The organism is Microbispora sp. ZYX-F-249, assembly GCF_039649665.1.
GTDB classification, from domain to species: Bacteria; Actinomycetota; Actinomycetes; order Streptosporangiales; family Streptosporangiaceae; genus Microbispora; species Microbispora maris.
Window position 1 is genome coordinate 1 of the sequence record NZ_JBDJAW010000039.1, and the last position, 20,887, is coordinate 20,887.

The 20,887-nt window shown below is 70.2% G+C and carries 25 protein-coding genes and 2 pseudogenes; 14 read left to right on the plus strand and 13 right to left on the minus strand.

The annotated features are described in order from the left end of the window. The first annotated feature begins 208 nt into the window (after positions 1-208). From AAH991_RS32250 to AAH991_RS32285, 8 genes are all read left to right on the plus strand, one after another. Positions 209-409, plus strand: coding sequence for a DUF4158 domain-containing protein (locus tag AAH991_RS32250; RefSeq protein ID WP_346229701.1), 201 nt, complete (start codon positions 209-211; stop codon positions 407-409). A gap of 161 nt (positions 410-570) precedes the next feature. Then, entirely contained in the window at positions 571-1,002 is a 432-nt protein-coding gene (locus tag AAH991_RS32255; protein ID WP_190191534.1) for an Rrf2 family transcriptional regulator, read from the plus strand. Between the two features lie 92 nt (positions 1,003-1,094). Continuing rightward, positions 1,095-1,847 carry an SDR family NAD(P)-dependent oxidoreductase gene (locus AAH991_RS32260; RefSeq protein ID WP_346229702.1) on the plus strand — a complete coding sequence of 251 codons (753 nt, stop codon included), beginning with the start codon at positions 1,095-1,097 and terminating at the stop codon, positions 1,845-1,847. A 106-nt stretch (positions 1,848-1,953) separates the two neighbouring features. Beyond that, positions 1,954-2,451, plus strand: coding sequence for an alcohol dehydrogenase catalytic domain-containing protein (locus AAH991_RS32265; protein WP_346229703.1), 498 nt, complete (start codon positions 1,954-1,956; stop codon positions 2,449-2,451). A gap of 81 nt (positions 2,452-2,532) precedes the next feature. Further along, on the plus strand, positions 2,533-3,039 hold the full coding sequence (locus tag AAH991_RS32270; protein ID WP_346229704.1) for an MDR/zinc-dependent alcohol dehydrogenase-like family protein: 507 nt from the start codon (positions 2,533-2,535) through the stop codon (positions 3,037-3,039). After that, positions 3,036-3,260 (plus strand): hypothetical protein, encoded by a 225-nt coding sequence (locus AAH991_RS32275; protein WP_346229705.1) that lies wholly within the window; start codon positions 3,036-3,038, stop codon positions 3,258-3,260. Before AAH991_RS32270 ends, AAH991_RS32275 begins: the two co-directional genes overlap by 4 nt. Further along, positions 3,257-3,592, plus strand: coding sequence for an NAD(P)-binding domain-containing protein (locus AAH991_RS32280; protein WP_346229706.1), 336 nt, complete (start codon positions 3,257-3,259; stop codon positions 3,590-3,592). Before AAH991_RS32275 ends, AAH991_RS32280 begins: the two co-directional genes overlap by 4 nt. 47 nt (positions 3,593-3,639) lie before the next feature. Then, complete coding sequence (locus AAH991_RS32285) at positions 3,640-4,056, plus strand: nuclear transport factor 2 family protein (RefSeq protein WP_346229707.1); 417 nt, start codon at positions 3,640-3,642, stop codon at positions 4,054-4,056. Between the two features lie 707 nt (positions 4,057-4,763). On the opposite strand, the gene AAH991_RS32290 is transcribed toward AAH991_RS32285, so the two are convergent. Further along, positions 4,764-5,249: an SRPBCC family protein gene (locus tag AAH991_RS32290; protein ID WP_346229708.1), complete on the minus strand. Its 486-nt coding sequence runs from the start codon at positions 5,247-5,249 to the stop codon at positions 4,764-4,766. Positions 5,250-5,271: 22 nt separating this feature from the next. Between AAH991_RS32290 and AAH991_RS32295 the strand changes: the two genes are divergently transcribed. Beyond that, complete coding sequence (locus AAH991_RS32295) at positions 5,272-5,883, plus strand: TetR/AcrR family transcriptional regulator (RefSeq protein ID WP_346229709.1); 612 nt, start codon at positions 5,272-5,274, stop codon at positions 5,881-5,883. Positions 5,884-5,956: 73 nt separating this feature from the next. Here AAH991_RS32295 and AAH991_RS32300 read toward each other — a convergent pair whose 3' ends face one another. Beyond that, the gene (locus AAH991_RS32300; RefSeq protein WP_346229710.1) at positions 5,957-6,286 is read right to left on the minus strand and encodes a transposase; all 330 of its coding nucleotides are present in this window, start codon (positions 6,284-6,286) and stop codon (positions 5,957-5,959) included. 71 nt (positions 6,287-6,357) lie between these two features. On the opposite strand from AAH991_RS32300, the gene AAH991_RS32305 reads away from it, so the two are divergent. Further along, entirely contained in the window at positions 6,358-6,516 is a 159-nt protein-coding gene (locus AAH991_RS32305; protein WP_346229711.1) for a hypothetical protein, read from the plus strand. 45 nt (positions 6,517-6,561) lie between these two features. Here the strand turns inward: AAH991_RS32305 and AAH991_RS32310 are convergent, their stop codons facing one another. Beyond that, a complete protein-coding gene (locus AAH991_RS32310; RefSeq protein WP_346229712.1) occupies positions 6,562-7,008 on the minus strand; it encodes a MerR family transcriptional regulator in 447 nt (148 codons plus the stop codon). 59 nt (positions 7,009-7,067) lie between these two features. Between AAH991_RS32310 and AAH991_RS32315 the strand changes: the two genes are divergently transcribed. Continuing rightward, the gene (locus AAH991_RS32315; RefSeq protein WP_346229713.1) at positions 7,068-8,036 is read left to right on the plus strand and encodes an aldo/keto reductase; all 969 of its coding nucleotides are present in this window, start codon (positions 7,068-7,070) and stop codon (positions 8,034-8,036) included. Positions 8,037-8,156: 120 nt separating this feature from the next. Here the strand turns inward: AAH991_RS32315 and AAH991_RS32320 are convergent, their stop codons facing one another. The 6 genes and pseudogenes from AAH991_RS32320 to AAH991_RS32340 form a co-directional block, all read right to left on the minus strand. Beyond that, positions 8,157-9,251 (minus strand): serine hydrolase domain-containing protein, encoded by a 1,095-nt coding sequence (locus tag AAH991_RS32320; protein WP_346229714.1) that lies wholly within the window; start codon positions 9,249-9,251, stop codon positions 8,157-8,159. Positions 9,252-9,406: 155 nt separating this feature from the next. Then, positions 9,407-9,583, minus strand: a complete 177-nt coding sequence (locus AAH991_RS32325; protein WP_346229715.1) for a sialidase family protein — start codon at positions 9,581-9,583, stop codon at positions 9,407-9,409. Between the two features lie 6 nt (positions 9,584-9,589). Next, positions 9,590-10,096: a sialidase family protein gene (locus AAH991_RS32330; protein ID WP_346229716.1), complete on the minus strand. Its 507-nt coding sequence runs from the start codon at positions 10,094-10,096 to the stop codon at positions 9,590-9,592. A 131-nt stretch (positions 10,097-10,227) separates the two neighbouring features. Then, positions 10,228-10,428 (minus strand): annotated as a pseudogene (locus tag AAH991_RS40560) (hypothetical protein); the annotation flags it as partial. 314 nt (positions 10,429-10,742) lie between these two features. Beyond that, positions 10,743-11,906, minus strand: coding sequence for a serine hydrolase domain-containing protein (locus AAH991_RS32335; RefSeq protein ID WP_346229717.1), 1,164 nt, complete (start codon positions 11,904-11,906; stop codon positions 10,743-10,745). Positions 11,907-12,396: 490 nt separating this feature from the next. Next, complete coding sequence (locus AAH991_RS32340; protein ID WP_346229718.1) at positions 12,397-13,533, minus strand: serine hydrolase domain-containing protein; 1,137 nt, start codon at positions 13,531-13,533, stop codon at positions 12,397-12,399. 146 nt (positions 13,534-13,679) lie between these two features. On the opposite strand from AAH991_RS32340, the gene AAH991_RS32345 reads away from it, so the two are divergent. From AAH991_RS32345 to AAH991_RS32355, 3 genes are all read left to right on the plus strand, one after another. Further along, a complete protein-coding gene (locus AAH991_RS32345) occupies positions 13,680-14,957 on the plus strand; it encodes a sensor histidine kinase (protein ID WP_346229719.1) in 1,278 nt (425 codons plus the stop codon). Next, on the plus strand, positions 14,954-15,628 hold the full coding sequence (locus AAH991_RS32350; RefSeq protein WP_346229720.1) for a response regulator: 675 nt from the start codon (positions 14,954-14,956) through the stop codon (positions 15,626-15,628). The genes AAH991_RS32345 and AAH991_RS32350 overlap by 4 nt, the downstream gene beginning before the upstream one ends. A gap of 703 nt (positions 15,629-16,331) precedes the next feature. Then, positions 16,332-16,982 (plus strand): NADPH-dependent F420 reductase, encoded by a 651-nt coding sequence (locus AAH991_RS32355; RefSeq protein WP_346229721.1) that lies wholly within the window; start codon positions 16,332-16,334, stop codon positions 16,980-16,982. A 194-nt stretch (positions 16,983-17,176) separates the two neighbouring features. Here AAH991_RS32355 and AAH991_RS32360 read toward each other — a convergent pair. From AAH991_RS32360 to AAH991_RS32375, 4 genes and pseudogenes are all read right to left on the minus strand, one after another. Further along, positions 17,177-17,484, minus strand: a pseudogene (locus AAH991_RS32360) (transposase); the annotation flags it as partial. 238 nt (positions 17,485-17,722) lie between these two features. After that, positions 17,723-19,306: an ABC transporter permease gene (locus tag AAH991_RS32365; protein ID WP_346229722.1), complete on the minus strand. Its 1,584-nt coding sequence runs from the start codon at positions 19,304-19,306 to the stop codon at positions 17,723-17,725. Then, positions 19,303-20,193 (minus strand): ABC transporter ATP-binding protein, encoded by an 891-nt coding sequence (locus AAH991_RS32370; protein WP_346229723.1) that lies wholly within the window; start codon positions 20,191-20,193, stop codon positions 19,303-19,305. The genes AAH991_RS32365 and AAH991_RS32370 overlap by 4 nt, the downstream gene beginning before the upstream one ends. Beyond that, positions 20,190-20,816, minus strand: a complete 627-nt coding sequence (locus AAH991_RS32375) for a TetR/AcrR family transcriptional regulator (RefSeq protein WP_346229766.1) — start codon at positions 20,814-20,816, stop codon at positions 20,190-20,192. The genes AAH991_RS32370 and AAH991_RS32375 overlap by 4 nt, the downstream gene beginning before the upstream one ends. Positions 20,817-20,887 lie beyond the last annotated feature (71 nt).

The window sequence follows — 20,887 nt, forward strand, 5'->3', positions numbered from 1 at the left end:
GCCGGAGTGTCACCCGCCTCCTGCGCCGGATATCTCGCACGGGTCCTGAGCCCTGACATCCGGATCTGGGCCGTGAGAGGGGCATGACCCAGATACGCCGGAAACCCGCCGCGGGATGATCTTGAACGCCTGAGCGGGTCCGCCCGTCACCCGTTCGGCTCAGCGTCGTTGGTGGTGACGTTGGATGTCGTCCGGGGCGGGGTGGGTCGTGACCTCGATCGAGAGGACCGCGTATCCGCGGTTCAAGCGGCTGGTCGCCGCGCATGAGCTGCATCTGTTCTTCGCGCCGAGCCGTGACGAGGTTGAGTGGGCTACTACCCGTACCGACGGCGATGAGCATCTGCTGGCCCAGCTGCTGATGTTGAAGTCGTACCAGCGCATGGCGAGGCCCACCGGGAACGGCCGCTGACCCTGCTGTCGGAGAAGGGCGAGTCCGGCACCACTTGGTGTGCTCGCGGGTGGCGTGCTCCTTGACGAGGCCGGTCCAGCCAGCTCCGCAGGACTTGCCGCATAGGGTTGTAACGGCTACAGTTACGACTAAGCCGAGGGGCGAGGGAGGTGGAGTCCGACGTGAGTGCCAACAGCAGACTGACCATCGCGGCGCACACCCTGACATGGATCGGGCTGTATCAGCGGCGTGGCCACGAGGTCGCCACCTCCGAGCAGATCGCGACGAGCGTCAACACCAACCCCGTGGTGATCCGCCGCCTGCTGGGCGAGCTGCGTAAGGCCGGCCTGGCCGATTCACGGCGGGGGGCGGGGGCGGGCTGGATGCTCGCGCGGGACCTGGCGGCGATCACCCTGCTCGACGTCTACCAGGCGATCGAACCGGGACCGGTCTTCGCCCTGCATCGCGCGACACCGAACCCCGAGTGCGTCGTGGGCCACGGCATCGGGCCGGCAATGACCGCCGTGTACGACGACGTGGAGGCCGCCCTGCGCAGGGAGCTGGCCAAGACCACGCTGGAGGACGTGCTGCGGGACGTCTTGAAAGCCGCCTGACCTCGAACCGTCGACTTCCCCTGATCGGGGGGGTCGCATTCCACGGCCACCGTTGTAACCAAATTAGTTACACTAAGGAATCGGAGAATCTCATGGGACAACTGGATGGCAAGACCGCCCTCGTCACCGGCGCCTCCAGCGGCATCGGCCTGGCGATCGCCCGCCGTTTCGCCGCCGAGGGCGCCACCGTCTACCTGACCGGGCGCCGCAAGACCGAGCTCGACGCCGCCGTCGCACAGGTCGGAGCCCTAGGCATCGCCATCCAGGCCGACGCCTCCGATCTCGGCGACCTCGACCGGGTCTTCGCCGAGATCACGAACCGCAGCGGCCGCCTGGACATTGTGGTGGCCAACGCCGGGGTCGGGGAATACAGCCCGCTCGGCACGATCACCGAGGAAGAGTACGACCGCACTGTCTCGATCAATTTCAAGGGCACGGTCTTCACTGTCCAGAAGGCGCTGCCGCTGCTGACGGCCGGCGCCTCGGTGACGCTGATCTCTTCCAACTCGGCCCTGCTGGCCACCCCGGGCCTGGGCGTCTACGCCGCCTCCAAGGCCGCGGTCCGCAGCCTCGCACGCACCTGGGCCGCTGAGCTGGCCGGCCGCGGAATCCGCGTCAACGCTCTTACCCCCGGCCCTGTCGAGACCCCTGGCCTGGCCGAGCTCGTCGCCGCTTTTCCGCGCGACGATCGGCCCACCGCGGCCGAGCCCGCCCCGCCGACCCCGCTCGGCCGCCTCGGCCGTCCCGACGAGATCGCCGCTGCCGCCCTCTATCTGGCCGGCGACCAAAGCAGTTTCACCACCGGCGCGGAACTGCTCGTCGACGGCGGCGTCACACAGCTCTAGGCGGCGAATCGGCGAGGCGGGACGCATCGACGCTCCAGGGCCTCCGAGCCGCGTAATTGCGACCGTCTCGCCGGGGCAACGGCCTCGACACAGCAAGGAGTGCGTCGTGAAGAGCGTGGTCCACTACCGGGCGGGCGATGCGGCAGCCGTCGCACACATCGAGGACCTGCCGGAGGCGCCGGTCCCTCGGGCCGGCGAAATCCACGTGCGTGTCAGCATCTCCCCGGTCCACCGCGGCGATCTGGTCGCGACGGAGACCGGCCTGCCGGACGGATCCGCGGGGCGCAGGCTGGGCACCGAGGCGGCGGGCGTGGTGACTGCGATGGGTCCATCGGTGCCGGCGCTCCGTGTCGGCGATCGGGTAGCGGTCTTTCCGGCCCCGGGCGCATGGTCCGAGCACATCACCGTGCCGGCCGAGGCCGCCGTAGCCGTCCCGGACTCCCTCAGCGACGAAACGGCGAGCGCCCTGCTCGTCAACACCATCACCTCTCGTGACGTGCTCCGTGCGGTCGATGAGCGCAGGGCTGCCGCGGCAGCGCCGAGCGATTCTCCACTCCTCGTGTCGGGGGCCGCGTCCGCCGTCGGCAAGCTCATCGTTCAGTAGGCCCGCGACCGTGGCTGGCCCGTTGTCGCCGTCGTCCGCAGTGACCGTGCTGCGTCAACGGTCCGCACAAACTGGCCGGACGTGCCCGTCGTGGTCTCCGGAAGCGGCGGCTGGCAGCGCGAGCTGGAGGGGGCGGTCGGCGGGAGGCCGGTGCCGGTCACCGCCGCTGCGCACGGCGGTCCCTTCGTGCGGGAGATCCTGCCCTTTGTCGACGATGGCGGGACGCTGGTCGTCTGGGGCGACCTAGCCGCGCGGCCGTGGACGTTCTCGACGTTGGAGCTGCTCATGCGGGAACTGAAGGTCTGCGCGGTGAGCATCACGTGCTGGGCGACCCGCCCTGGGGATATCCGGGCCGCCGATCGGCGAGCCGCCCTCCAGATCGCCGCGCAGCATCCACACCTTCTCGCCGTTCATGCCGCCTACCCGCTCGACGAGCTGCCGAGCGCCATCTCGGCGCCGCCGACCAGCGGCACCGGCACCGTATTGCTCAAGCTGAACCGACCAAGCCTGGACCGCAGGGGAGCAGTGACCGCATGGAATTCAAGACCATCGGCACCATCGGTGCGGGAGCACCAGCACAAGCCGTGACCGCCCACGCGGCACGCGCCGGGCACCCGGTGCTGGTCAGCAACAGCCGCGGCCCCAGCACACGCGGCGACGCCGTCGCCGCCATCGGGCCCGGCGCCTCGGCGGCCACGTTCGAAGAAGCGGCGGCGGCGACCTGGTCCTGCTCGCCGTCCCGTTCGGCGCGGTCCCCGCGGTCGGGCGGCGGCTCGGGGACTGGACGGGCCGAGTGGTGGTCGACATGACCAACCAGTTCGCCCGGTCCGACCCCTACCGCGGCTTCGCCGACGTCTCGCCGCTGACCGGCAGCGAGTGGGTCGCCCAGCAACTGCCCGGCGCCACGCTGATCATGGCCTCAACGCCATGTTCGCCACCTATATGGCTCCCGATCCCCGGCACCAGGACGGCAACCAGGTCGTCTTCCTCGCCGGTGACGACGAGAGCGCCAAGACCCCCTTCACACGTGCTGGCCGAATTCGGGTTCGCGCCGGTCGACCTTGGCGCGCTGCGCGAAGGCGGGGCGCTCATGCAGCTCGGCGGGCCGCTGAGCGGCAAGCACTTCCTGTTCCAGGGCTGAGGCCCGACCGACACCCTCAAGAGACGAAGAGACAAAGGACAAGGACGATGGCACCAGATACTCAGACCTCGCGGACCGTGGCCGAGAAGTTCCTGGAGCGCCTCGGCAGGCAGGACCCCGACGGCATCCAGGAACTGTTCTCCGAGGAGATCGACTGGCACGTCCCCGGCAGCGACGCGCTGCCCTGGACCGGGCGCCGTACCCGCCGGGAGGAGGTCGCCCCCTACTTCACCACCATGTGGCCGCACTTCGCGCACGGCCAGAGCGAGGTTGTGCTGGAGCGCTTCATCGTCGACGGTGGTGACGTGGTGCTGCTGGCAGTCTTCACGCACACCGTCGTGGCCAGCGGCAAGGAGTTCACCACACCGGTGGCCATGCACCTGGCGGTCGAGGACGGCCGAATCGTTCGCATGCACCTGTACGAGGACACACTGACCGTCGCCGAGGCATTTAACGCCGGCTGAGCGGAGGACACTCAGGGCCCCCGCGGCCCGGGGCGGCCCGGCCGGGCATGTACGCACAGGGTCAGCCGAGACACAGCCGAAGCCGAAACGGAGAGCAGAACTCGCCCCCAGCCAATCGCTGCCGGTCAGCACGGTGGGGCGGTCGGCCTTCGGCGATGACTGCCGACCAGGTCCCCCAGCTCGCCAGGCCATCGGCCGGTGTCGCCATGTCGACCAGCGTGCCGCCCGCCGGGCCTGCCGCGCTGGGAACTTGACCGGCGCCCACGAACTTTCGCCCCCACCGTGTTCCGCCGGTCTCCGGCCTCCTCGCCCGGCTGAATGGTGTTCGCGAACGATCGTTGGCCGACAGGCAGGCGACGCGTCCAATGAACCCTTGCAATCCGGGGGTTCACGGCAGCGCGAATCCAATCAGATCCGATGGCGATTGCTGACGGGGTTTGACGACAGATAGGGCCCACGTTGCGTAGCCCGGTCGACCCGGCCGGCGCCAGGGCGAGCACGAGCTCGGCCATCTTCGGCTGGAGGCCGGCTCTCGCCCGCATGCGCGTCATACGGCGGGGCGTCGGCGGCGACGTCACTGGTGTCGGCGGCGGCGGTGAACCAGTTCCCCGAGCCGCTGATAGGACTCGATCGTGCCCCGACCTGATGGTCGAGCGGGAGGGGACCGCCGTCGCTTGCCGCGGCCGGCCTGACCGCCACCGGAGGGCTCAGGCCGGCGGCGGTCCGGCCTCCTCGCTCTCCAGCCGCCTCTTGGACCCCCGCACCTCGTTGCGGACGTCGGCGGGCAGCCGGCGGCGCAGGGCCGGCTCCAGCAGCCAGCGCAGGAACGGGGCGAAGTCGATGGAGATCGTGCGCCGCACCCGGGAGACGCCGTCCGCGACGGCCTCCGCCTCGAAGGAGGCGCTGAAGCGGGACAGCAGGTGGTTGAGCCGGTTGCGGGGCAGGGGCGCGTAGCGGACGTCGACGCGCCGGCCGGGGGTCAGGCGCATCTGGGAGACGAGCTTGGGCGCGGGGCCCGGGATGCCCGGCAGTCGGGGGCGGAACCTGAACTCCACGACGTCGCCGACGCGACGCACCCAGTCGATCGGGCCGATCTTGTCGTCGATCTCCGCGTAGCGCTCGGCGTCCATCACGAAGTCCAGGTATTCCTGTGGCGTGCAGCGGATGGTCTCTTCCACGATCACTTCAACCATAGAAAGAGAGTACTCTCTCACTATGGCGAGAACGACCCCGGGCGTGACCCGGGAACGCATCCTGGACGAGGCCATCCGGCTGTTCGCGCGGGACGGCTACGGCGCGACCTCGGTGACCGACATCCAGCGCGCCTGCGGCCTGGCCGGCGGCTCGGGAGCGCTCTACAAGCACTTCCCCTCCAAGAAGGCCCTGCTGGAGGCGGCCGTGCGGCGCAACCTGGACACCATGGCGCGCCGGAGGGCGCAGGTGGTGGAGCACGTCCCTGACGACCCCCGCCAGGCGCTGCGCCTGATGGCGGACGCGGTGTGGAACGTGATCGACGGCGACCGGGACCTGGTGCGCATCATGCTGCGCGAGTTCACCGCGTTCCCGGAGATCTTCGAGCCGATGTGGCAGGGCGTGCTGGCCACCCTCTACCGCGAGTGCACCGTCTGGATCGAGGCCCAGCGGGCGGCGGGCGTGGCCGAGGCGGCCGACCCGGAGGCCACGGCCGCCGTGCTCATCTCGTCGCTGACCTACTTCCCGCTGCTGCGCATTCTCATCGGCCACACGCCGGGCGACCTGGACCGGGAGACGTTCCTGACGGCGTGGGCCGGCCACGCGGCCCGCACGCTCGCCCTGCCGGAGGAGTGAGCCGGACGAGTGAGCCGGCTCCCGAGGAGGCGGCTTCGATCCGGCTCCACGGGTGGGTCAGGCCGGACAACCTTCAGAGTGAGGTACAGGAAGCGGCGGGCCCACTCAACCAGCGTCCCGGCGTAGGCGCTGTCGCCCAGATGAGGGTGAGCTGCGGGTGCAGCATCCGCAGCCGGGCCAGCAACTCCCGGGCGGCCTCGCGGTCGGGCTGTCCGGCGGCCGTGACCATGACCATGACCATGATGAGCAGGCCGAAAGTGTCCACGACCAGGTGACGTTTTCTCCCCGGCACCTGTTTCCCTGCGTCATAAGACCGGGAGCGGCCGGTGACGGTGGCCGCGGCGCGCACCAACCGGGAGTCGGTGACGCCCGCGACCGGGTTGGGGCAGCGCCCGGCGTGCAACCGGATGGCGGCCTCGCACCCGCCCTGACCGTGTCCTGGCCGATAAGGCCTACTATGCGATGCCCAGCGGCATGAGGATCACCGAGGCGGCCGCCGCAAAGCTCTCCCTCGGCTCGTATCCGGCCCGGCTGGACCACGCGGAACTGCGGCGCATCGCCGACCTCGGCTTCGCCTACGGCTGGTTCAGACGCCCGATCGACCTCGGCAAGGTGATCGTGAAGGGCGGCTGAGCCAGCGGCCGGAGACGGTTGCGCGCGGCCCGGAGACGTTCCCGGTCATACGCCACTGGGCTGTCTGCCCCGTTTCCACCGCACGGGCACGGTGCGGTGGCGGCCGCCACGCCGGGAGGTGACAGTGGGGGGCTGGACCTGGCCGGCCTCGGCGGCGTCGAGGTAGCGGATCAGCGCCTGACGGTTACGGTCCAGCACCTCCATGCGCTCGTCGATGTCCCGGAGGGCCTCCCGCAGGATGCCGACCAGATCCGGGCAGCTGGTCAGCCGTGGCTGCTTGCCCGCGGCGCACGGCAGCAGCTCGCGGATGACCTCGGTGGACAGCCCGGCGGCGAGCAAACCACGAATCTGCGCGACGATCATGGGGGCGTCGTCGGCGTAGTCGCGGTACCCGTTGGCCAGCCGGACGGAGGTGAGCAGGCCCTGTGCTTCGTAGTAGCGCAGCAGCCGGGTGCTGACCGAGCTGCGGCGCGCCAGCTCGCCGATGAGCATGTGATCTGCCCCATATCAGCTTGACGTTCCAACCGATGTCAAACCTTAGCGTCGCTCCCATGCAGTACACGCATCTGGGCCGCACCGGCCTGCAGGTCTCCCGGCTCGTGCTCGGCACCATGAACTTCGGGCCGGACACCCCCGAGGACACCAGCCACGCGATCATGGACCGTGCGCTCCACCTCGGCATCAACTTCTTCGACACCGCCAACATCTACGGCTGGCGCCTCGGCGAGGGCTGGACCGAGCAGATCATCGGACGCTGGCTGGCCAAGAGCGGGCGCCGCGACGACATCGTCCTGGCCACCAAGGTCTATGAGCCGATGGGGCAGGGCCCGAACACCCGCGGCCTGTCGGCGCTGCACATCCGCCGCCAGGTCGAGGACAGCCTGCGCCGCCTGCGCACCGACCACATCGATCTCTACCAGGCGCACCACATCGACAGGACCACGCCATGGGAGGAGTTCTGGCAGGCCATGGACCTCCTGGTGGAACAGGGCAAGATCTTGTACGTCGGCTCCTCCAACTTCGCCGGCTGGCACATCGCCCAGGCCAACGAGGCCGCCCGGCGACGCCACTCGCTCGGCCTGGTGAGCGAGCAGTCGCTGTACAACCTCGCCGAACGCACCGCGGAGCTGGAGGTGCTGCCGGCCGCCCGCGAGTACGGCCTCGGCGTGATCCCCTGGTCCCCGCTGTACGGCGGCATCCTCGGCGGCATCCTGCGCAAGACCCACACCGGACGCGCCTCGGGATCCGACCTCACCGCCAAGCGGCTGGCGGCCAACCGCGAGCGGGTGGCGGCCTACGAGCTGTTCTGCGACGAGATCGGCCACCCTCCGGCCGACGTCGCCCTGGCCTGGCTGCTCCACCAGCCCGGCATCACCGGCCCGATCATCGGCCCGCGCACGCTGGACCAGCTCGACCGCTCGCTGCAGGCCCTCGCTCTGCGCCTCGGCGCGAGCGAGCTGGCCCGCCTGGACGAGATCTTCCCCGGCCCCGGCCCGGCCCCCGAGGCATACGCCTGGTAACCGGCCCGCCACCGACGCCCGAGGGACCGGAAATGCGGGAGGGGCCAGCCCCATCCCGCCCGGCAAGCAGGAGAACCGCAGGCCTCCCGCCGGTCCAGTAGCCGCGGCTGCCGCCCGGGCTCAGCGGTCGCACATCGTGGTGACGAAGGCGTCGATCAGGTGCTGCCGATTGCCGGGCACGCCGGTGACGTAGACGGTGGCGGCGCGCCCGGCCCGGTCCCGGCCGCTGAACACCGCGGCCCCTGGCATATCGCCGGCGGCGAAGTAGGTGTAGCCGCAGCTCGTCTTCATCCGGGCCACGCCGTAGCCGTAGTGGGCGCCCGCGGGCCAGCCTTCCTGCTCGATCTTCACCGGCCGGGTCATCATCGTGCTCAGCGGGGCCTTGCGCCAGAACCGGTTGAGGTCTTCGGGAGTGGAGACCAGGCCGCCGCTGGGGCCGAACTGGTAGGTGGGCAGCTGGTCGGTCAGGTCCACCTCACCGTCCTGCGGGTGGCCGGGGTGCACCCCATAGGTGTGGGCGTGCGGGCCGCGGATGCCGTAGTCGCCCTTGGCCGGCCAGTACGTGTCCCGCATCCCGTACGGCTTGAGGATCAGGTCCCGGCTCGCCTGGCGGAAGTCCTTGCCGGTCACCGCGGTCACGATCATGCCGAGGACCAGGTAGTTGGTGTTGGCGTAGGCGAAGGAGCCGCGGGGCGTGGGCTTGCGCGTCAGCGCCGCCTGGAGGAAATCCGGGAAGGGTTCCTTCCACTCGATTCCGTCGAGGAACTCGGGCAGGCCGCTGGTCTGCTGCAGCAGCATCCGGACAGTGATCTTCCGGCCGTCGATCCCGGCGCCGTCGCCCGTGCCGCGCAGCACCCCGGGCAGGTAGCGCTCCACCCTGGCGTCCAAGTCGATCTTGCCTTGATCAACCAGTCGCAGCACGGTGGCGGCGATGATCGGCTTGCTCACACTGGCGATCCTGAACCGGCCCCGGGGGCCGATCATCGGCTTCCCGCTCCCCCGCTGAGCGGTACCGGAGCGCCGGGTCACGCTCACCCCGCCGGGACTGCGCACCCGGCTCAACGCGCCCGCCATACCGTCAACGGTGGTGAGCACGTCAAGGCGGGACTGCGGCGAGGGAGCCGCGGTGGCGGCATAGGCGGGAAGGACAGGGGCGAGGACCAGGCACCCGGCGGCAAGAGAACCAGCGACAGCAGCAGCAGGCAACTTCGTCATGCATCCAATGTCTCGGGAATCTCACCCAAGATCAGTCACGCCTGCATGCCTGTGCGGGTGGGGTCTTCCCTACCATCGAGATGATCGCCAAGTGACGCATACGCTCACGCCACCTGCCTGGCGCACCTGAACGCCACTGTCCACCGCCGGTGGCGTCACTCGCGCAGTTTCGTTTCCTTTCCGCCCCTCGGTACCACCCCTGCCTGGCGGCCCTCGAAAACGCGTGCGGCCACGCTGTTGCCGACGATGACCCGCCGGTGGGCGACGTTCATCAGCAGCCGCCCGTTGTCGAGCTGGATGCCGTGACCGGGGCCGGGGAGTGCAGCGCCCACTCGTAGTCAAAGCGGGCGAACAGGTCGTCGAGCACGCGCGGCCGACCCCAGGTGAGCCCGCCGTCGGTGCTGAAGATCACGTAGCAGGCTGCCGGTGTCGCCGGAGCAGGAGGTGTTCTCCGGCAGACGCTCCGACAGGTTGGAGAACAGGAACACCTCGCCCGTGGTGCGGTCGTGGACGAGCGCGGGGTTGCCCCAGGATTGCCCTTCGACCGACGGCACCACGACCTGCGTCGGGCTCCACGTCCTGCCCTGGTCGGTGCTGCGCCGCAGCAGCAGGTCGCGCGGGCCCGCGTCGCAGACCTCGTGGCGGCCTTCGAAGGCGAGGATCGTGTCGTCCCGCAGCACGGTGAGCCCGTGCACGTGGTAGTTGGCCAGCGTTCCTGTCGAGGAGTCCCACAGGGTGGCCTCCTCGAAGAACGGCTCGGCCAGTCCGGTCGCGGCGGCCGGCGCGGCGGTGCCGGCGACGATTCCCAGCGTGAAGGCCCTGCGGCCGATGACGGGGTCGGTCATGTGGTGCTCCCGGGGTCGGTGAGGAGGTGGGGGGTCAGCGGTCCACGGCGCGGGCGGCTCCTCGACCTCGTCCGGTGCGCAGGGACCCAGGGGCGGGGCGGAGTGCGGCGGGCACAGCCCGCCCATCGCCAGGAGTGGTAGGTACCGATCAGCCGCTCGCTCACCGCCCGCTGCTGCTCACGGATCTCCTCCAGCTTCGCCCGGGCCTACTTCAGGTTGCCGGCCATCCGCTTGCACAGCATCTGCGCCGGATCATCACGCGCCCGCGCCTGAGCGACATGCACCAGGCACGCCAGCAACGCCACCCGCTTGACCGGCTCATACCGGCCGAGCGGTCAACATCTCCCCTTGCTGTTCGTCGCCGTTCCACGTGAGCTCCAGCAGGGACGGCAGGCGATCCGCGCACGTGGCGGAGGACGTACCCGGCGTCATGTCGGAGCGTTTGACAGTCTGGAAACCTCGCCGTCGGACCTCGGCCCCGCACTTCGTACGCCTGTGCGGGGCGATGGCCGATCGCGGGGGCGGCGAGTGCCGTCGCGCCGGCGGTCAGAACGGCTTCCGCCGACTCCGGTCAGGGCCCTGCCCGTTCGTCAATGACGGAGGTCGAGGCCATGAGCGTGACGGAGCCCTTGTTTTCTCGCTGTTGTCAGTCCTTCGGGCAGAAGACCGCTTCGGCGGCCTTGACCAGAAGCGGATCCAGCGCCTGGTCGGTGTTGGGGACGGCCAGGGTGGCCGACAGGGCGAACTGCGTGCGGCCGTCACGTGAGACGAAGGTGACCGCGTTGAAGCCGGGGCCGCTGCCCTTGAGCGACATGATCGCCGGCTGGCCCCCGCACGGCAGTGCGGGCTGCGGCTGGCCGCCCCCGCCTTCGGACGGCTGCCCGGACGGCTGCGGCGCGCTTCTCGGTGGTCCCATGAGCACCTTCTTCAGTTCTTCGGGCAGCAGCCGGTTCTGGGCAAAGGCCCGCTGGAAGGCGCTGATGTCGTGTGCGGTGGAGATGACGCCGCCGGCGGCGTAGCCGTAGCTCATGTTGTGCCGGTCCACATCGCGCAGCTTGCCCGTGCTGTCGGGGAAGTAGCCGTGGCCGTGCGGGCCCTTGATGCCGCCGGGGAACGTGGTGGGCAGGTAGGAGTCGTCCATGCCGACGGGATCGAAGAGCCGCCGCTCGAACTCGGCGGCCACGGTGTGCTTGGTGTACCTCTCGATGATCAGGCCGAGCAGCATGTAGTTGGTGTTGGAGTAGGAGAACTTCTCTCCCGGTTCCTGGGTCCGGGGCAGAGTGCGGGTCTTCTTCACCAGCTCGATCGGCGGGTAGTAGGTGGTGAAGTCGAAGGTGTCGACCACCTTGTCTTGAAAGAAGTCGGGGATGCCGGAGGTGTGCTGGACGAGCTGCTGCAGGGTGATCTCGCTCGCGCGTTCCACCAGGTCCTTCTCGGCGACCTCCGGGAGCAGGTCGCTGAGCTTGTCGTCGAGCTTGAGCTTGCCCTCCTTGACCAGTTGCAGCACCACGACGCCGGTCATCTGCTTGGTCTGGGAGCCGACCCGGAAGCGTGCGCCGGTCGGGATCCTGCCGCCCTTGCCGTTCAGCAGGCGGGTGCCGGCCGAGCCCTTGCCGACGCGCTCGCCGTCGACGTAGACCTCGCCGATGGCACCCACCACCTCGGGCGTCTTGTCCAGTTCCTCCAGCGCCTGCTGCACATCCCCCAGACGGGGCCGGCTCGCGGCGGAGTCCGCCGCGGCGGGCAGAATACTCAGCGTCAGCATGGCGCAGGCCAGGCCGGCCAGGCCGGCCGCTGTTGCACGATTCACGAAAAGAATCCTTTCTTGGGACCCGCGCACGAAGCCACCGGGTGGGATCGCCTCGCGCACGGCCGACGAGACCAACCCCATGGGTAGCCGGCGAACCACCGGAACCGAGGGGGGCCGGGACAGGCGCGGCACGTAGCCCGCGCCTCGCCCCTGGAGGCGGGGGCGGGCTCGGGGAGCCCGGCGCTGATCTGTAGTTCGGCGCCGGGCCTTCATCGTGAGCGAGGGTCAGGCACTCCGAATCTCGGCTGCCTAGTGGAGCTCCCCCGGGCCGGGTGGGACCTCAACCGGCCCGTGGTCCCCGGGGCGCTTCGGTGCGGCGCTGCCACACCTTGTCAGGGGTATCGCCAGTCCACCTTGCGCTCGAGTGGCGTCGATGTGGGAGTCGAGCTGACGGTCGTCCCGGTCGAGGATCCCTCCGCCGGAGACCTGGCGGTTCGGTGGCCGCCGTCGCACAGCGAGCGGGTCGTCCCTCCGGAACGGCCGCCCGTCTCTATGCCTGGGGGCAGAACACCGTTTTGGCCGCTTGCCGGGTGGCGTTGATCATGGCCTGACGTTCGCGGTCGGACATGGCCAGCGTGGTGGACACGGCGAACTGCATGCGGCCGTCGGCCGACGTGTAGGTGACGGAGTCGAACCCGGGGAAGCTACCCGCTACCGCGGGCGGGATCTCGGGCTTGCCGCCGCACATGCCGCCGGGCGGCAACGGGGACTGCCCCTCCGGCGGATCGATGATCACCTTCTGCAGCGACGCCGGCAGCAGCTTGCCTCGCCGGAAGGCGCGCTGGAAGGCGCTCATGTCGTGCGCGGTGGACACCACACCCCCGGCGCCCAGCAGGTAACTGGCGTTGACCCGGTCGACGTCGCGCATCGTGCCCGTGTCGTCGGGGGCGTAGCCGTGCCCGTGCGGGCCGGTGATTCCCTGAGGAGGCGCGACAGGCAGGTAGGTGTCCCTCATCCCTAGTGGGGTGAACAGCCGCCGCGTGAACTCGGTCGCCAGGCTGCGGCCGGTCAATTTCTCGATGATCAGGCCGAGGAGGATGTAGTTGGTGTTGGAGTACTGGTAGGTCCCGATCTCGACGGTCCGGGACTTCTTCCGCGAGAGCGCCAGCAGGTCGGCCGGGCTGTAGCGGGTGGTGAAGTCGAACAGGCCCACCGGCATGTAGTCGGGAATGCCGCTGAGGTGCCGGAGCAGATGCCGTACCGTGATCTCTCCCGCTCGCTCCACCTGGTTCTTCGTCACCACGTCCGGCAGGACGTCGGCGAGCGTGTCATCCAGACTGATCTTTCCTTCCTCGACCAGCTGCAGCAGCACCGTGGCCGTCATCTGCTTGGTCTGCGAGCCGATCCGGTAGCGGGCACTGGAGGGGATCTTGCCGCCCTTGCCGCCGAGCAGGCGGGAGCCGGCCGATCCCGTGCCGACGCGTTTGCCGTCGACGTACACCTCGCCGATGGCGCCGACGACGCCGGGAGTCCCGGCCAGGGTCTCCATGGCCTGCTGGACGTCGCCCACCAGCGGCTTGGTCGCAGTGGTTGTGGTGGCCGTGGCGGGCACCGCGGTGCCCAGCGTCAGGACCGCGCAGGACAGAGCGGCCGCCCGGGCCGCCCTTGAGAGTTCGCGTCGAATCATGTGATCACCTTGGTGGTCGCGCGGCGCTGCCCGCGTCTGGCGGCGGTCACATGAACGCGTCTGTCCGAGGATGTACGCGCGGGGCGGCGTATCCCTCCTGAGACAGACGTGACGGCACGCGAGCGGACTTTACACTTGCCAAAACCATGACAAAGCACAGTGTGGCCGTCCTGCGCGGCTGGGTGCGCCGCGCGGCGGTGCAGGACACGGCCCTGGGGGCCGGGCTGCTGGCGGCCTGCGTGACGGTGAACCACCCGCAGGCCGCGGTGGCCGCCGCGCCCGGCGCCCATGGCATGGCCGGCCTGTGGGTGTGGTGGGGCATGACGGCGCTCATCGTGACCGGTGTCGCGCTGCGCCGGAGCCGGCCGCTGCCGATGCTGGCGCTGTGCACAGCGGCGGCGGGGGTGCACCTGGCCGCCAATGTGCCCCCGATGATCGCCGATCTGGGGGTGCTGATCGTGCTGTACACCGTCGCCGCCCGCACCACCCGGACCGTCTCCGCCGCGGTGCTGGCCGCCCTGCTGCTACTCGTCACGGCATGGAGTCTGTACCAGGGGCTCGCCGGTCTGCCGACCCCGGTCTTCCAGGTACGCCACGCCCAACCGCGCGGGCCCGAGCAGGCGACACGGGAGAACGGGCCGGTCGCCTGGAGCGGGGTGTTCGTCCTGGGCTCGGGGCTGGTGGCCGCCTGGGCGATCGGATCGAGCGCGCGCAGCCGCCGGGCCTACCTGGAACAGCTCCGCGAACGCGCCCGCGACCTGGAGCGCGAACGCGACCAGCAGGCGGCGCTGGCCGTGGCCGCCGAGCGCGGGCGGATCAGCCGGGAGATGCACGACGTCGTGGCGCATGGCCTGTCTCTGATCGTCATCCAGGCGCAGGGCGCCGCTGCCGCGCTGGAGCACCGGCCCGCCGACACCCGCGCCGCCCTGGAGACCATCGTCACGACCGGGCGGGCCAGCCTGGCCGACATGCGGCGGGCGCTCGGCGCGCTCGGCGAGGTGGACGACGCCTGGCATCCCCAGCCGGGGCTGGTCCAGCTCCCCGCTCTGCTGACCCGGGTACGGCGGGCGGGCACACCGGTGCGGCTGCGCGTGAGCGGTGTCCCCGCCACCCTGCCCGCCCCGGTGGACCTGACGGCATACCGGATCGTCCAGGAGGCGCTGACCAACACCATGAAGCACGCCGGCGCCGGCGCGAGCGCCGACGTGGTCCTGACCTACGGCGACACGACAGTGAACATCGAGGTCACCGACGACGGGCAGGGCCCGCCACACGACCCGCGCCACGGCAACGGACTGCGCGGCATGCACGAGCGCGTGAAGCTGCTCGGCGGCACCCTCCGCACCGGGCCGGTGGCCCGGGGCGGCTTCACCGTGCGGGCGTCACTGCCGGTGGACGAGCCGGCCGACGGGCCACGCGCATGATCCGCGTCCTGCTCGCCGACGACCAGGCCCTGGTCCGCACCGGCTTCCGCATGATCCTGGAGAACGCTCCCGACATGGAGGTGGTCGGCGAGGCCGGCGACGGCGCCCAGGCGGCCGTGATGGCGCGCGAGCTGCGGCCGGACATCGTGCTGATGGACGTGCGCATGCCGGAGGTGGACGGCGTCGAGGCGACCCGCCGCATCTGCACCACCGCCCAGGACGGTTCCGGAACGCCCGTCCGGATTCTGATGCTGACGACCTTCGACCTCGACGAATACGTCTACGCCGCCCTCCACGCCGGCGCGAGCGGCTTCCTGCTCAAAGACACCCTCGCGCCCGATCTGCTGTCGGCCATCCGCGTGGTCGCCCGCGGCGACGCGGTCGTCGCGCCCAGCGTGACCCGCCGGCTCCTCGAACGCTACGTCGGCACCGGCCCCCAGCCGGCCACATCCGCCACCCGTCCCGACGCCCTGACCGAACGCGAACGCGAAGTGCTCGCGCTCATCGCCCGCGGCCTGTCCAACAGCGAGATCGCCGGCCTCCTTCACCTCACCGAGGGCACCGTCAAGACGCACGTCAGCCGGATTCTGTCCAAGCTCGGCCTGCGCGACAGGGTCCAGGCCGTGGTGTACGCCTACGAATCCGGCGTGGTACGCCCGGGAGCCGGCTGAACCGTGAGCGGGACAGGACGACCGAGCGGCGCGGCAGGCCACACCTGGGGCTTCAGCCGTGGGCGGCGTGGCGCTCCAGGACACGTACACGTCGGCCTCGCCGACACCAGGGAACGACCGGGCGGCAGCGCGGCCAGCACGCGGGGATTGGCGCGCACCGACGGCCAGGCATAGCCCTCCCAGCGGTGCGAGGACCACCCGCCGTCACGCCCCGATGTGGTGGTCTGCCACTGGGACTCCTGCACGAGTTGGGGCCTGCAGGTGGCCGACTACGCTCTGCGCGCCGACCGGCACGGGGTCCTCGACGACGACGTCTCCCCGCTGTCGCCGCTCCGCCACGCTCACATCGACATGCTGGGCCGTTACTCCTTCGCCACCCTGCCTGCCGGGGCTGGGCCGACAGCAGTGCATCGATGTTCGAAGACGAAGCACACCCGCTCGGCAGAGTACCGACGATAGAGGGTGTTGCTGCACTTTCAGCCTCGTTGTTGTCAGTGCCAACTGTGCGACGCTCTGCGATTTCATGTCGCGCAGTGGGTGAGGGTTGCCGGGTAGGCGGTGTCTCCAGGCGGGTGCAGGAAACGGTGCTCTCGCTGCGGCGGGTGGTCTTGCGCCGGGTGCGAGGTCCTACGACCAATGGCGTAGGACATACCCGGCTGTGGCCTGAGGCGGCGGCGGGCGAGACCGCCATAGCGTCAACGCCATGAAGATCGGAATTCTTGGAACGGGCAACGTAGGACGGGCACTGGCCGCCGGCTGGACCGGTGCGGGCCATGACGTCGTCCTGGGATCGCGGCGGTCGGACGACACCCAGTTGCGGGCGGAACTGGCGGCCACGCTCGGAGAGGGCGTACCGGTCGCGGACCCGCTCTCAGCCGTCGTGGGCGCGGAGGTGGTGGTCAACGCGACACCCGGCACAGCCTCCGTGCCGCTGCTCGCCGAGATAGGCGCCCCGGCCCTGGCGGGGAAGGTGCTGCTCGACGTGTCGGTCGGTTTCACCGAGGACGGCGCGCTCTCCCACCCTGGAGAGAGCCTCGGCGAGGAGATCCAGCGAACGTTTCCGGACACGATGGTCGTCAAGACGCTCTGCACCATCGACGCACGGCTCATGGGTACGCCTGACTCGTTGGAGGGCCCGAGCACGGTCTTCCTCTCAGGGGATGACGGCGAGGCCAAACGCACGGTCGGCGGGCTCTTGAATGACCTGGGCTGGCCCACGGAGTCGCTGCTCGATCTGGGAGGCATCACCACGGCTCGGGGCCAGGAGCATTACAGCCTGCTCTTCCTGGGCATCGCCGGCGCCATCGGCTCGTACGGTTTCGGGATACGGGTGGTGGCTCCGTCCCGGGGCTAGGTGGCAGTCTTCAGATCTTGGATCGTTAGCTCCCGTAGGTGGATTGGCGATATGACCGCGCATGGGCCGGTCCGCGCTTCCAAAAGTCCGCGCGCAACAGCGTGAGGGAGCGCCGATATGGCCGGGGCATGGGAAGGGTCTTTCCGAGGGATGGATCGAGGTTGCTCACGGACAGGTACCCGGCTGAGGCTTCATCACCCAGCAAGACGCAGGGCGGCGAAGCGCGATGTGCGGGTCGGGGCCAGCGGCGTTCCGGTGAACCAGGCGTCGAGCCTGCTGAGGTTCATCGCCGCGGCAATGAGTAGGTGCTGGAGATGGTCTCGGCGGTCCCGCGGTAGCGGGACCGCCGCAGGCCGAAGCCTTTGACGCCCTGGGCGATGGCGCCCTCGATGCCTTGCCGGTGGGCGTAGCGTTGCTGCCACTCGTCGGTGCTCTGCCTGACCCGCGCGCGTTGCAAGGCTTCGTGCTCTTTCCGTGGGCGCAGGGTGATGCGCCGGCCTTTCGCTCCGCGGGTGCGCAGGTGATCGTCGATGATCATGAACTGCTGGATCCACACGTGGCGCGACCTCGTTCTTGGGCAGCCGGAAGTCCTCGATGCGCGCCTCGTACCGGTCGCACCAGTTGTCGATGCGTTCTACGGCTGAGCGACGGGGGCCGCGTTCACCGCGCGGGCGCCGCCGTCCTGCGTCCGGAAGATGAACACCGCTGGCTGTCTGCTATCAGCGCCTCTCTGGGGCTGTTCAGGCGGAGGGCATCAGGTCGCGGCGGCGCAGGAACGCCAGACCCGCCGTGGTCAGGGTGATGGCTACTACGGTCAGCCCCAGCAGCGACGCAACCGGTGACGAGGCGCCGCTCAGCAACATCGCCGGCACGTGCACGAACGGCGAAAGGTCCAGAACGATCCCGGTGGCCAGTTTGAATTCCGCCAGCAGGTCCACGACCAGGAAGAGGCCGAGCGCGGTCCAGCTCACGGCCGCCGCCAGCCGTGGCAACAGGCCGAACATCAGCGTCGCGATCCCGGTCATGGTCCAGACCGCGGGCAGGTAGGCCAGCGTGGCCCCGGTGACGCGGGCCACGTCGCCGTCGAAGGTGAGCCCCGCCGCCGCGCCCAGCACGGTCAGCAGCAGCACCGGGCTCACGACGGCGAGTACCAGGTGGCTCAGCGCCCAGCGCAGCCGGCCGACGGGGGTGGACAACAGCAGTTCGGCCCGGCCCTCCGCCTCCTCTATACGGGCGCGCAGCGCCGACACCAGTGCCGCTCCCGCGACGAGCTGGCTGAGCACGTACATCACGAACGTGAAGAACACGTCCGAGAGCCGGGCCTCGGCGCCGCCGAGAGTCGCGGCCAGCTCCCGCAACTGCGGCGTGTCCAACTGGGTGTTCAGCCCGCGTGCCGCCACGCCGAGCAGGGCGCCCAGCGCTCCGAATCCGATCGCGAAGCCCGCGAGCGTGCTGCGGTGCAGGCGAGCGGCCAGGCTGAACGCGCCCGGCAGGGTTCCGCCGGCGGGTCCGGGGCGGGCGGGGATCAGGCCGCCGGCCACGTCACGCCGTGTGGACAGCGCGAACGCGACCGCCGTCAGGGTGGCGACGAACACCGCGATCAGCCCCAGCACCCACCACTGGTCCCCGGCGTAGGGTCTGGTCAGCCGGACCCAGCCGAACGGCGACACCCAAGCCAGCCAGCCGACGTGACCCGCGTCGGCCAGCGAGCGCAGCGCGAACAGCAGGCCGCCGGCCGCGATCGCGATGCCGCGTGTCGTCCCGGAGAAGGCGGTGAGCTGCCCGGTGACGGCGGCCACGGCCGCGAACGCCCAGCCGCCCGCGGCCGTGGACAGCCCGAACAGCAGCGAGGAACCCGCGGGCAGGCCGCCCGCGACCAGGGCGGGCACCGACAGCAGGCCCAGGAGCAGGTTGGCGGCCAGCACGGCCGCGAGCGCGGCGGCCAGCGGCGCATGACGGCCGATGACACCCGAGGCCAGCAGCTCGCGTCGGCCGGTCTCCTCCTCGACCCGGGTGTGCCTGGTCACCAGCAGGATGCTGACGAGCCCGCCGATCAGCGCGAGGGAGGAGCCGAGCGTCCAGGCGGTCAGGCCGCCGACGCTCGCGTCGTAGATGGGGCCGCGCATCGCCAGCTGCGCCGGGTTGCCCGCCGAGGCGGCCGCGAAGGAGTCGCGGGCGGCCTGGTCGGCGTACAGGTCGGTGGTGGCGGAGGCGATGCTCGCCGGCAGCAGTGCGCTGATCACGATCCACACCGGCAGCAGCACGCGGTCCCTGCGCAGGATGAGCCGGATCAGTGTCCCTGTGCCGGTCATGGTGCCGGTCATCTGGCGGCTCCCTCGTAGTGGCGCAGGAACAGTTCCTCCAGCGTCGGCGGCTGCGTGGTCAAGGTGCGTACGCCCGCTCTGGCGAGCTCGGCGAGCACCGCGGTGAGCGCGTCACCGTCGACCTGACAGCGAAGCCGCGCGCCGTCCACGGTCAGATCGTGTACGCCGGGCAGGGTGGCCAGCCCGGGAGCGGGCCCGATCAGCTCGGCGGTCACCGACGTGCGGGTGAGGTGGCGCAGGTCGGCCAGGCTGCCGGACTCGACGGTATGGCCGGCGCGGATGATGCTGACGCGGTCGCACAGCGTCTCCACCTCCGACAGGATGTGGCTGGACAACAGCACGGTGCGGCCGTCGCGCTTCTCCCGCAGGACGCACTCGTTGAAGACCGCCTCCATGAGCGGGTCCAGACCCGAGGTCGGCTCGTCCAGGATCAGCAGTTCGGCGTCGGAGGCGAACGCGGCCACCAGCGCCACCTTCTGCCGGTTGCCCTTGGAGTAGGTACGGCACTTCTTGCGCGGGTCGAGCTCGAAGCGCTCCAGCAGCTCGGCGCGCTGCCTGGGGTCCAGGCCGCCACGGGCCCTGCCCAGCAGGTCGATGACCTCGCCGCCGGTCAGCGAGGGCCACAGGGTGACGTCGCCGGGCACGTAGGCGAGCCTTCGGTGCAGTTCGGTGGCGTCGCGCCAGGGGTCGCCGCCGAGTAACGCGACCTGGCCGCCGTCGGCGCGCATCTGGCCGAGCAGGATACGTATCGTGGTGGTCTTGCCGGCACCGTTGGGCCCGAGAAAGCCGTGCACCTCGCCCGTCTTGACGGTGAGGTCGAGCCCGTCCAGGGCCTTGGCCCGGCCGAAGCTCTTGACCAGGCCGCCCACGTGCACTGCGGCGTTCATCGTTGTCCCTCGACCTTCTCGAGGCCCGTCCGCGCCTGGTCGAACAGCTCGCGGCCGAGGAATTCCGGTCTGATCAGATCGAGCTGGGCCTTGCCGACGCGTACTGCGCCTTGCGGGGCGTACAGGTCCGTGCCCAGCGCGCGGGAGACGTGCTCGTGCAGCACCGTGATGCCGAGCTTCATCGCGGTCAGCACGGTCGCGCGGGCGCGATGGTCGGCCTCCGAGCGGTCGTCGTCGGCGAGATGCTCCTCCGTCACGCTGACGAGTTCGTCGAACATGGCGGCGGCTGCGGGGGAACCGTCCACAAGCGCGCGGCCGAGGTATTTCATCAGGGGCGGCGCGGTTCGATGGACGTTCTCGATGAATTCGGGCTTGTCCAGGTTGTGGTCGGTGACACCTACGGTGACCTGCTCGCGCAGGTAGCTGAGGACGTACTCGTCGCAAGCCTGTCTCAGCGCTTCCTTGGTGCCGAAGTGGTGCTGCACCAGGCCGGGCGAGACTTTTGCGGCCTCGGCGATCCCACGGATGGTGGTGGCCTTGACCCCCTGCTCGGCGAACAGCGCCATCGCAGCGTCGCGGATGCGGGCGCGCGTCGTCAGGTCCTCTTGAGAAATTGGTCGCACGTCCAAGAGTCTATACAAGTGTATCGGCAGCCGTACAGATGTTCAGCCAATCGGCCACCGCAGGTCGCGAC

Bases quoted from the DNA above. Each gene is read 5' to 3' on its own strand.
- AAH991_RS32345 (WP_346229719.1), top strand. From the start codon at position 13,680: ATGACAAAGCACAGTGTGGCCGTCCTGCGCGGCTGGGTGCGCCGCGCG.
- AAH991_RS32315 (WP_346229713.1), top strand. From the start codon at position 7,068: ATGCAGTACACGCATCTGGGCCGCACCGGCCTGCAGGTCTCCCGGCTC.
- AAH991_RS32320 (WP_346229714.1), bottom strand. From the start codon at position 9,251: ATGACGAAGTTGCCTGCTGCTGCTGTCGCTGGTTCTCTTGCCGCCGGG.
- AAH991_RS32330 (WP_346229716.1), bottom strand. From the start codon at position 10,096: ATGACCGACCCCGTCATCGGCCGCAGGGCCTTCACGCTGGGAATCGTC.
- AAH991_RS32285 (WP_346229707.1), top strand. From the start codon at position 3,640: ATGGCACCAGATACTCAGACCTCGCGGACCGTGGCCGAGAAGTTCCTG.
- AAH991_RS32290 (WP_346229708.1), bottom strand. From the start codon at position 5,249: ATGGTTGAAGTGATCGTGGAAGAGACCATCCGCTGCACGCCACAGGAA.
- AAH991_RS32350 (WP_346229720.1), top strand. From the start codon at position 14,954: ATGATCCGCGTCCTGCTCGCCGACGACCAGGCCCTGGTCCGCACCGGC.
- AAH991_RS32295 (WP_346229709.1), top strand. From the start codon at position 5,272: ATGGCGAGAACGACCCCGGGCGTGACCCGGGAACGCATCCTGGACGAG.
- AAH991_RS32305 (WP_346229711.1), top strand. From the start codon at position 6,358: ATGAGGATCACCGAGGCGGCCGCCGCAAAGCTCTCCCTCGGCTCGTAT.
- AAH991_RS32365 (WP_346229722.1), bottom strand. From the start codon at position 19,306: ATGACCGGCACCATGACCGGCACAGGGACACTGATCCGGCTCATCCTG.
- AAH991_RS32340 (WP_346229718.1), bottom strand. From the start codon at position 13,533: ATGATTCGACGCGAACTCTCAAGGGCGGCCCGGGCGGCCGCTCTGTCC.
- AAH991_RS32370 (WP_346229723.1), bottom strand. From the start codon at position 20,193: ATGAACGCCGCAGTGCACGTGGGCGGCCTGGTCAAGAGCTTCGGCCGG.
- AAH991_RS32355 (WP_346229721.1), top strand. From the start codon at position 16,332: ATGAAGATCGGAATTCTTGGAACGGGCAACGTAGGACGGGCACTGGCC.
- AAH991_RS32310 (WP_346229712.1), bottom strand. From the start codon at position 7,008: ATGCTCATCGGCGAGCTGGCGCGCCGCAGCTCGGTCAGCACCCGGCTG.
- AAH991_RS32260 (WP_346229702.1), top strand. From the start codon at position 1,095: ATGGGACAACTGGATGGCAAGACCGCCCTCGTCACCGGCGCCTCCAGC.
- AAH991_RS32280 (WP_346229706.1), top strand. From the start codon at position 3,257: ATGACCAACCAGTTCGCCCGGTCCGACCCCTACCGCGGCTTCGCCGAC.